Source organism: Streptomyces sp. F001 (assembly GCF_004187715.1).
GTDB classification, from domain to species: domain Bacteria; phylum Actinomycetota; class Actinomycetes; order Streptomycetales; family Streptomycetaceae; genus Streptomyces; species Streptomyces flavusporus.
This window is the reverse complement of record NZ_QZWF01000117.1, coordinates 1-4,383: the sequence shown is the minus strand read 5'-3', so window position 1 is coordinate 4,383 and position 4,383 is coordinate 1. Positions and strand designations below refer to the sequence as shown.

Genomic DNA, 4,383 nt, shown 5'->3' with positions numbered 1-4,383 from the left:
GACAGCTACCACTGGTACCAGCGGCTGATCGCCGCCCACCGCACCCGCGGCGGCGAGCGCGTCGAGATGGCCGTGGAGGTAGTCGATCCGGTCGGTGTCCCGGACCCGGCCGTCGGCGTCGGTCGGGTCCGCCTCGGCCGAGCCGTTCTCGGTGATCAGGATCGGAGGCAGCGCCGGGTAACGCTCGGTCAGGTCGACCAGCAGGTCCGTGAAGGTGTGCGGGACGACGGGCCAGCCCATGGTGGTGTGCCGGACGTCGTCGCGCCAGCTCTCCTCGGCCCGGACGTCGACCGCCGTACGGGTCGCGGGGTCCGGGTCGCGGTACGGGGCGTCGGCGACGGTGATCGGCCGGTAGTAGTTGATGCCGACGAAGTCGAGCGGCGCGCCGATGAGACCGAGGTCGCCCTCGCGCCGGTACGAGCCGTCGCCGGAGGGCAGGAGCTCGCCCCACGTCTCGGCCTCGTGCTCCGGGTAGCGTCCGGCGAACAGCGGCTCGAACCACACGTCGTTGTGCAGTGTCTCCACGCGGCGTACGGCGGCCAGGTCGGCGGGGGAGTCGGTGGCCGGCAGCAGCCGGTCGGGGTTGAGCGTGATCCCGACCTCGCGTACGCCCGCGGCGCGCAGCTCGCGCACGGCGAGCCCGTGGCCGACGAGCAGATGGTGGGCGGCGGCGAGCGCGCCGCGGCCCTCGCGGGCGCCCGGGGCGTGGGCGCCCGCCGCGTAGCCGACGAAGGCGCTGCAGAACGGCTCGTTGAGGGTGATCCAGCGGTCCACCCGGTCGCCGAGCCGGGCGGCGACCAGGCCGGCGTACTCGGCGAAGCGTTCCGCGGTCTCGCGCACCCGCCAGCCGCCGCGGTCCTCGAGGGCCTGGGGGAGGTCCCAGTGGTAGAGAGTGGCGGCGGGCGAGATGCCGGACGCGAGCAGCTCGTCCACGAGCCGGTCGTAGAAGTCGAGACCCGCCGTGTTCACCGGGCCCGAGCCGTCCGGCTGGATGCGCGGCCAGGCGATGGAGAAGCGATAGCTGTCCACGCCCAGCTCGCGCAGCAGGGCGACGTCCTCGCGGTAGCGGTGGTAGTGGTCGCAGGCCACGTCACCGGTGGCGCCGTCCGCGACGCGTCCCGGCTCGCGGCAGAAGGTGTCCCAGATGGACGGGCCTCTGCCGTCCTCGTCGTACGCGCCCTCGATCTGGTAACTCGCGGTGGCGGCGCCGAAGAGGAAACCGTCGGGGAACTCGGGGAGTTTCATGATGGGTTACAGCCCTTACCGGCTACTTGACGGACCCGCCGGTGATCCCGGCGGCGATGTACTTCTGGGCGACGACGAGCAGGATCGCGGCCGGCACGGCCGAGAGCACCGCGGTCGCCATGACCGCGCCCCAGTCGCTGACGTGTGCGCCGACGAACTGGTAGATGCCGAGCGTGATGGGCCTGACGTCGTCCGTGGTGTTGAGGGTCAGCGCGAACATGAAGTCCGACCAGGCGAAGAGGAAGGTGAACAGGCCCGCCGTGATCAGGGCGTTGCGGCTCATCGGCAGCACGATCCGGACGAACGCGGTGAAGCGGTTCGCCCCGTCCACCATGGCGGCCTCGACGACCTCACCCGGGATGGACACCATGAACGCCCGCAGCAGCACGATCGCGAACGGCAGACCGAGCGAGGCGTCCGCCAGGATCAGCCCCAGGTAGGAGTTGACCAGGCCGAGCTCTGCGTACGCGCTGTAGAGGGCGTTGGCGATGACGATGCCCGGGACCATCTGTGTGATCAGCGTCGTGAAGACGATGCCCTGGCCGCCGCGCAGCCCGAACTGGGCGAGCCCGTACGCGGCGGGCGCGGCCAGCGCGAGACACACGACGACGGCGCCGAGCGCGACGACGAAGCTGGTGAGGAGCGAGCCGCCCTGGGTGCTGATCGCCGTGTCGAAGTTCTTCAGGCTCGGTGAGGCGGGAAACCACTCGGTGGCGGCGATGCTCGACTCGGGCTGGAGTGCGGTGTTGACCATCCAGTACACCGGGAAGAGCAGTACGGCGAGGATCAGCAGCGCCGCGGTGGTGTTCCACGCCGAGCGAAAACGGAGACGGTTCGCCGGTCGGTTCATCGGCGCCTTCATCGGTCGGTTCATCGTCGGTCACTTCCCCTTGCCGAAGTCGGCGCGGTTGGCCCGCAGGTACAGCACGGCGAAGACCGCACTGATGAGGATCAGGACATTGCCCACCACGGCGCCCTGGCCGAAGTCGAGCTGCAGGAAGGACAACTGGTACGTGACCGTGCCCAGTGTCTGCGTGGAGTCCGCGGGACCGCCCGAGGTCAGCGCCAGGATCAGGTCGAGGATCTTCACCGTCGACATGAAGCCCAGCACGAGCACGACCGTGATCACCGGGCGGAGCATCGGCAGCGTGATGCTGCGGAACGTACGCCACGCGCCGGAGCCGTCCAGCGACGCGGCCTCGTACAGCTCGCGCGGTATCTCCTGCAGACCGCCGTAGAGAATCACCATGTTGAACGGGATGCCGATCCAGATGTTGACCAGGATCGCCGACAGCAGCGCCACACCGGGGCTGCTGAGCCACGGCACACCGTCCTGCGGGGCCAGGCCGACCGCGTGCAGGGCGGTGTTGAGCATCCCGTGGTCCTGGTCGAGGATGCGCCGCCAGACGACGGCGGAGACGACCATGGGCACGAGCCACGGCAGGAGCAGGATGGCGCGCACGAACCCGGAGAGCCGGAAGCGGCGCGAGAAGAACACGGCGAGCGCGAGGCCGATGGTGAACTGGCCGACCAGCGAGCCGACGGTGAAGAGGGCCGTGTGCCACAGGGCGTCGGTGAACAGCTCGTTGGAGAAGACGGCCCGCCAGTTGTCGAGACCGTTGAACGGGGCCTCGCCGGTGAAGTACGTCTTCGGTGTGTAGTGCTGGAAGCTCATCACGATGTTGCGGACGAGCGGATAGCCGAAGAAGAGCGCCATGTAGGCGAGCGCGGGGAGGACGAAGAGCCAGCGGAGCAGTCCGCGGCCCCGCGGGGCACGCCCGGTGGCGGACTTCGCCTTGGCGGCCCCCGTGCTGGGCGCGATGGAGGTGATCGTGGTCATGGCCGGTTCCTCACTTCCCCGCCGAAGCCTGCTGCTGGGCCCGCTGCAGGGCCTGTTCGGGACTGGTCCGCCCGGTCAGCACGGACTGGAAGGCGCCCGCGAGCGCGTCCCCGACGACCGGCCAGCCGGTGCCGACCTTCGCGGTACGGGAGCGGGCCGTCGTGACCAGGTCGGCGAAGGCGGCGAGCTTCGGGTTCTGCTGCGCGTACGCCTCGGCGGCGGCGGAGCGGGTGGGCACGTTGTTGACGGACTCGCCCCACTGGAGCTGGTTCTTCTCGGAGTTGAGGCAGTTCAGGAGCTTGCCCGCGTTCTTCTCGCGGGCCGGATCCTCGTCGTTCTTCGGCACTGCCATCACGGTGCCACCGATGGGCGGCACCGCGGCTTTGCCCGCCTCGGGCACCGGAATGCTCGCGACCGCCCAGTCCACGTTCTTCTGGGCGCTGAGGACCGGCACCTGCCACGGCCCGTTGATCATCATCGCGGCGCGGCCCGCGACGAACTGGTCGTTGACGTCCTGCTGGTTCCAGTTGACGACGGACTTCGAGGCGGAGCCGTCCGCGACCAGGTCCTTCCACAGCTGGAGGGCGGCCTCGCCCTTGCCGTTGTCGAGCTTGGCCTCGTCACCGCCGGCGGACCAGAAGAACGGCAGGAACTGGTAGACGCCGTCCGCGTTGGGGCTCGCGCTGAAGGCCATCCCGTACGTGTCGCCGGCGGTGAGCTGCTTGGCTGCGGTCCGCAGCTCGTCCCAGGTGGTGGGCGGCGCGATGCCCGCCTTCTTCAGCAGCGCGGTGTTGTAGATCAGCGCGAGGGAGTTCACGGAGCGGGCGATGCCGTACTGGGTGCCGTCGTACGAGCCGAGGGAGGTGGCGCTCGCGGAGAAGCCGGAGGTGTCGACCCCGACTTCGTCGAGCGGCCGCAGGCCTTCCGTCTGCGCGAACTGCGGCAGCTCGGACCCGTCGAGCTCCAGGATGTCGGTGAGCGAGTCGGAGGACGCCATCCGCAGCGCCTTCGAGGCGATCTGGTCGGCGGGCACGCTGATCTGCTCGACCTTCAGGCCCAGCGGCTCGGCGCAGCGGTCGAAGAACCGCTGGTTGGCGCCGTGCTCGGCGGTGTCGGTGGCCGAGTTGAGCACCGTGACGGTGCCGGGGTCGGGCTCGGCGGCGCATCCGGTCAGTCCCAGCGCGAGGGTGCTCGTGGCGAGCGCCGCGGCGAGGGCGGGGAGAGGTATGCGTGGTCGTCCGGTTGGGGACGGCATGATCGGTTCTCCATTACATGTGCGGCTCTGGACATGCGGGGGT

Annotated in this window: 4 protein-coding genes; all 4 read right to left on the bottom strand. The window is 70.0% G+C overall.

Annotated elements, in window-relative coordinates; all coding sequences use genetic code 11:
* A partial coding sequence (locus tag StrepF001_RS44645) for a GH1 family beta-glucosidase (RefSeq protein ID WP_129803785.1) occupies window positions 1–1,245 on the bottom strand: 1,245 nt, incomplete at its 3' end.
* 22 nt (window positions 1,246–1,267) lie between these two features.
* Entirely contained in the window at window positions 1,268–2,095 is an 828-nt protein-coding gene (locus StrepF001_RS44640; protein ID WP_165396589.1) for a carbohydrate ABC transporter permease, read from the bottom strand.
* A 30-nt stretch (window positions 2,096–2,125) separates the two neighbouring features.
* Window positions 2,126–3,085 (bottom strand): sugar ABC transporter permease, encoded by a 960-nt coding sequence (locus tag StrepF001_RS44635; RefSeq protein WP_129803784.1) that lies wholly within the window; start codon window positions 3,083–3,085, stop codon window positions 2,126–2,128.
* Window positions 3,086–3,095: 10 nt separating this feature from the next.
* Window positions 3,096–4,340, bottom strand: coding sequence for a sugar ABC transporter substrate-binding protein (locus StrepF001_RS44630; RefSeq protein WP_129803783.1), 1,245 nt, complete (start codon window positions 4,338–4,340; stop codon window positions 3,096–3,098).
* Window positions 4,341–4,383: the final 43 nt, after the last annotated feature.

Bases quoted from the DNA above. Each gene is read 5' to 3' on its own strand.
- StrepF001_RS44640 (WP_165396589.1), bottom strand. From the start codon at position 2,095: ATGAACCGACCGGCGAACCGTCTCCGTTTTCGCTCGGCGTGGAACACC.
- StrepF001_RS44630 (WP_129803783.1), bottom strand. From the start codon at position 4,340: ATGCCGTCCCCAACCGGACGACCACGCATACCTCTCCCCGCCCTCGCC.
- StrepF001_RS44635 (WP_129803784.1), bottom strand. From the start codon at position 3,085: ATGACCACGATCACCTCCATCGCGCCCAGCACGGGGGCCGCCAAGGCG.